The organism is Sulfuricurvum sp. (assembly GCF_028688295.1).
Classification (GTDB): Bacteria; Campylobacterota; Campylobacteria; order Campylobacterales; family Sulfurimonadaceae; genus Sulfuricurvum.
Map to the genome: position 1 here is coordinate 1 of NZ_JAQTYM010000105.1, position 4,865 is coordinate 4,865.

Consider the following 4,865-nt stretch of genomic DNA (forward strand, 5'->3'; position numbering starts at 1 on the left):
TTCAGAAAACACCATCAACGCATCTTGTATCATGTCGATGACGCGTATCTCTTGGGTTATCCCTGCCTCGGTAGAGAGGGAAACATCCGCCAATATCAGTGTCGACATATCACGCATCTTTCTCTCAAAGGTTTGGAAAAACCGCTGTGGATGGTTTGAGCGGTTCTGATGTCCTTTGTAATCGATCCATGTATCGATATTGATCTCATCACCATAAGAGAGGTTGTCTTTTTTAATACGATCAAGTTCCATTAGATCAAGTTCGCTTTGAATAGTGCGCATCATTTTTTGGAGTCGTTTTGGTAATTCGATAGGCTCGGTATGGAGCGAAATAATGGGTTTTATACACACATAGTTTTTGAGATAGAGCTCTTTTTTATAGTCCCACTCATCGATAAAATGCCCTTTGCCCAAAGGATATTCTTCAATACTGTTAGAAGAAATATCCAAATCCATTTTGATCCGTGCGGAGAGGTTGGCATCTTTTTGCCCCAGCGTTATCTCCTCTAAATCTTCAGCATTGTAGAGGGCATCCTCATCAAAGCTGTCATTTTCCTGTCGATCAACCCTCACTTGTTCCATTAGGCTCATAATCGACTCAGGCAAAAAGAGGAGCAATCCGTCCGTCTCTTTTTTATCGTCAATTTGTTCACTTTTTTTCTTCATTTTCAAGATTTCGGTTTTGTTCTCCTCATCTCTCTGTCTGTGCACCTCTTCTTCATCATCGCTTGAGAGGAGTTTATTGGAGCTTGAAAGCGGCGGATAAATCCATAACGGATTGGGATAATTATCTACTGATGAGGCTTCTAGAGAAGGTTCAATCGTAGATAATTCAGGATAATGTTCACGTAAATAACGATGGCTATACGCATAAAATTCACGAAATCCGACATACTTTTCGATGAGGAGATCACTCACTCTAGTATTTTCAGAGGTAATGTTTTGAGTATTAACCGTGACATTACAGAGCATAGCGATCAGCCAGTAATAGTGCATCTCATTGTGTGTTTTTAGAGGAAAATAAGCCAGAGATGCAGGGAGATAAATCCCTTTTTCATCTTGCCAAGCAAGGAAAAAAGTTTTTCCCGTCCCTGAGAATCTCTCTAGCACTGTTCGTGACGTTTGTATGGAGCGTTTATCGGTAATATGAAGTTCTTTCCCTTTTTCACCCCCTAGGAGGTGATAAAAGAGTTTTAACCCTTTGGCAATGTCCGTAAATATGACCTCTTCGTCTTTAAAAAGACGAGAAGCTTTTTTCGTAACATAGTGATCCCAAAATTTACCAACTTTTTCATCCATTACGCGGCTACTTGCTCTTCTTTCACAAAGAAACTGTAAAAATAGGTCAATAGTCCTAAAAGAACCATCACACCAAAAGCCAACCGAACACCATACACCGTGCTAATAGCCGCTTGTGCACTCATGAAATCCAGAGCATCCGCAACATCACGTAGGCGTTGCATTTCGATTTGCATGATCCCTGCAGCAGTCAGTGCCAACGTAAGGCCTATCATACCGATCACCATCATCCAAAAACTAGTGCGTTCTACGCTCTGAGCTTTAGGCCCGTTTCCATGAGGACGCCCGCGAAGAATCGGCATTGCATACGAAATCAACGTGAAACAAATCATTACATACGCACCGAAAAAGGCAAGATGCCCGTGTGCAGCGGTCAATTGTGTACCGTGTGTATAATAGTTAATCGGCGCGAGCGTGTGCAAAAAGCCCCAGACACCTGCTCCCAAAAATCCTACAACGGCCGTCCCTTTTGCCCATGTCAATGCAATTTTATTATCATGCTGAATACGACGGTTTTTTGCCATATTGTAAGCAAACAAAATCATTAAGAAAAAAGGAACAGGTTCCGCCGCAGAGGCAATCGATCCGATCCATAACCAATACTCAGGAGTACCAATAAAGAAAAAGTGATGCCCTGTTCCGGCAAGCCCGGAAATCAACGTCATCGCAATAATCAAATAGAGCCATTTATCGATATGCTCACGGTCAACACCCGTCGTTTTAATCAAAACAAACGCTAAAAGAGCCCCTAAAATAAGTTCCCACGTCGCTTCAACCCACAAGTGAACCACAAACCACCAGAAGAATTTATCCATGACCAGATTTTCAGGTACATAAAACGCAAACAAAAAGAAGAATGCCAAACCAAAAAGACCTGTCAACAAAATAACCGATATGGTCGTCTTGCGTCCTTTGATAACTGTCATTGTCACGTTTAAAATATACGACAATACGACTAAAACTATCCCGATTTTCGTAATCGTCGGCTGTTCTAAAAACTCACGCCCCATCGTCGGCAACAGATGATTATAGGTCAGCTCCGCCAACGTGGCATAAGGAACCAGTAAATAACCCAAGATGGTGGCTACTCCCGCCGCCGCAAATACCCAAAAGGTGATTATGGCCAACATCGGGCTCCACAGTTCGCGTTCACTCTCTTCAGGAATCAGATAATAGGTAGCTCCCATAAACCCGAATAATAAAAGAACGATCAACAAGTTCGTATGAACCATTCGAAGGACATTAAAAGGGATCGCAGGAAACAAAAAGTCCCCGTAAAGATATTGAACCCCCATAGCAAGACCAAAAACAATCTCCCCTGCCAGAAGAATGAGTGCAAAAATAAAATATGGTTTTGCGACCATTTGAGATGAATATTTCATAATCTTCCTTATCCTTTAATGTTTGGCGGCCACTCTTGATTGTTGACACGAGAGGTCCAAATCAAAAAGTCTGCAAGGTTGTTCACTTGTTCCGGGCTCAGGTGAAACTGTGGCATTTTTCGTCTATCGGGTGTATCAAGCGGTTGTGCCGCCATCCATCCTGCTAGATACGTTTTAAATGCGGCTTCATCATTAGCACCAAGACGAGGAAACGCATTCCCAAGCTCCGGAGCATAATACGCCCCCTCACCCATGATTGTATGGCAACCGACACAATTGTTCTCTTCCCATACCACTTTTCCCCGAGCAACAGACTCAGTGATTTTGTCATCATGGCTTAGCTTTGGAATTTGTTTAACGGTATCTATAGTTAGTCCGGTAAAAACCAAAATCGCGAAAAGTCCCCCGCCAAAGTAAATATTTCTGGCCATATTTTTAGTAATACGTTCAGACATTTCAGCTCCTATATTTAATTCTACCTATATGTAGTAATAAAATAGTAGCAGGATTTTTTTAATCCTACCTTTATATAGTATTTAATGGATTTTCTTTTTTAATAAGCTGATAGACTAAGTATGAATAACAAGTCTTTTCCGTACACTTTTTCAAAAGCTAAAAAAGCGCCATAAAACTTGAGTAAATCTATACGAAAAAGTGTGACGGAAACTTAAAGATACGGAAAAGTCGAAATTAGTGTTTTACATACAATGCTTGCAGGGGCAATTAATTTGCAATTAAATCTGATATCTCAATACCCAATATCTTTGCAATCTTATAAAGATGTTCAAGATTGAAATGTTTGCCATCATTACACAGCTCTGCGGCTGAAACAAGGCTTACAGAACTATACCCCATGGCATTTGAGAGCTGAAGTTGGCTCATACCCTTTAGCTCTCGATATTTTTTGACGTTTTCACCGATTGTTTTGTACATTGAACTGATTTCATCTTCAGAAAAAACTATTGATTCTTGCATATATCTTCTTCATAAAGTATCTGCATGAGTGTAGTTTTTGTTATACTTTTAAACAACCCACTATGGTGGGTTTATAATTGTTTCCCTATTGGAGGATGCAGAATGTACAAATACGCAAAATATCTAATCAGGCTTGATCATTTATCACAACAAGAAAAAAAAGAACTTCAAGAACAATATTATTTAAATGTTAAACCTTCGTCACTGATTAAAAAATATCGAATTGACGTTTCAGCAACTAATCTTTACAAATGTTTTCCACCTGCATCATCAAAAGAAAAATGTCCTTACTGCAAATTTCCCCTTGGGTACCTACCTACTTCTAGGAACAGTACGGTCACAGGCGGACAAGTGTGTTTATTGTGCGATCATTTCTTCGATAATGAAAAGTGTAATTGCAGTGGTTGTAAGGAGCCGAAACGCCAAATAGAGCGTATAAATGAGCTCACCGTACGGTTTAAAAATGAAGCTATCTCAGAGCAGATCAATAAAACAAAAAAACTGTCGATAGACATTAATGAGCTAACCCCTCGGGACCGTCTTTATCTTGCGGCACTCGTCAAAGATTGTTTAACAAATGATCTAAAGGTCCTGAACCCTTTTGCAAAATGTCCTCATATTCGTTTGGCGCCTACAACAAAATTCGCACAGAAAATCTATAATCATTTAATAGCAAGAGGGATTATCCACCCTAGCGATCGAAGCCATCACGCATTTACACTTGAAAATGAAACGCTGGAGTATGATCTATTTGAAATTTACTATGATATCAATATCTCTAATAATGACATCACTTGGTCAACGCTGATAAAAACTCTACTTAACCCTTTGATATTACAATCTCATGAAATAAAAGAAGGGCATGAGCTATGGACAGAAATCGTACTACATGAGAGTATTGAATATTTAAGAATACAGCTTGAAAAATGCGGTTTAATATATCAGTCACTAGAGATCATCAACGATAAAACTCTTTTGGAGCTATCTACGGTAACAGAAAAATTTTCAACTACACAGATGTTTAAAATCATCTGGGCTGTCGCAAATAGCGCTGCCGCATATAAACAAAAATACAAAAAAAATCTATCGGTCGAGGCCATCACGGATAACCTAGTCAAATATGCCAACAAAGCCATCGATGGGCAGTGGGAGATGGAAGGTTATGCTCGGGCATATAACAACCCCCAGACTACTATTTCAAGTATCTTA

Annotated in this window: 5 protein-coding genes; 1 reads left to right on the forward strand and 4 read right to left on the reverse strand. The window is 39.8% G+C overall.

Going from position 1 to position 4,865, the window contains the following annotated elements:
* The 4 genes from PHR02_RS12975 to PHR02_RS12990 all read right to left on the reverse strand — a co-directional run.
* The coding region (locus PHR02_RS12975; RefSeq protein WP_299992653.1) for a VWA domain-containing protein at window positions 1-1,299 on the reverse strand (1,299 nt) is incomplete at its 3' end.
* Complete coding sequence (locus PHR02_RS12980) at window positions 1,299-2,681, reverse strand: cbb3-type cytochrome c oxidase subunit I (RefSeq protein ID WP_299992655.1); 1,383 nt, start codon at window positions 2,679-2,681, stop codon at window positions 1,299-1,301. The genes PHR02_RS12980 and PHR02_RS12975, both read right to left, overlap by 1 nt.
* 8 nt (window positions 2,682-2,689) lie before the next feature.
* Window positions 2,690-3,136, reverse strand: coding sequence for a cytochrome c (locus PHR02_RS12985; protein WP_299992657.1), 447 nt, complete (start codon window positions 3,134-3,136; stop codon window positions 2,690-2,692).
* A gap of 268 nt (window positions 3,137-3,404) precedes the next feature.
* Window positions 3,405-3,656 carry a helix-turn-helix transcriptional regulator gene (locus tag PHR02_RS12990; protein WP_299992659.1) on the reverse strand — a complete coding sequence of 84 codons (252 nt, stop codon included), beginning with the start codon at window positions 3,654-3,656 and terminating at the stop codon, window positions 3,405-3,407.
* 102 nt (window positions 3,657-3,758) lie between these two features.
* Between PHR02_RS12990 and PHR02_RS12995 the strand changes: the two genes are divergently transcribed.
* Window positions 3,759-4,865 (forward strand): hypothetical protein (locus tag PHR02_RS12995; RefSeq protein WP_299992661.1); only part of this gene is annotated, 1,107 nt, incomplete at its 3' end.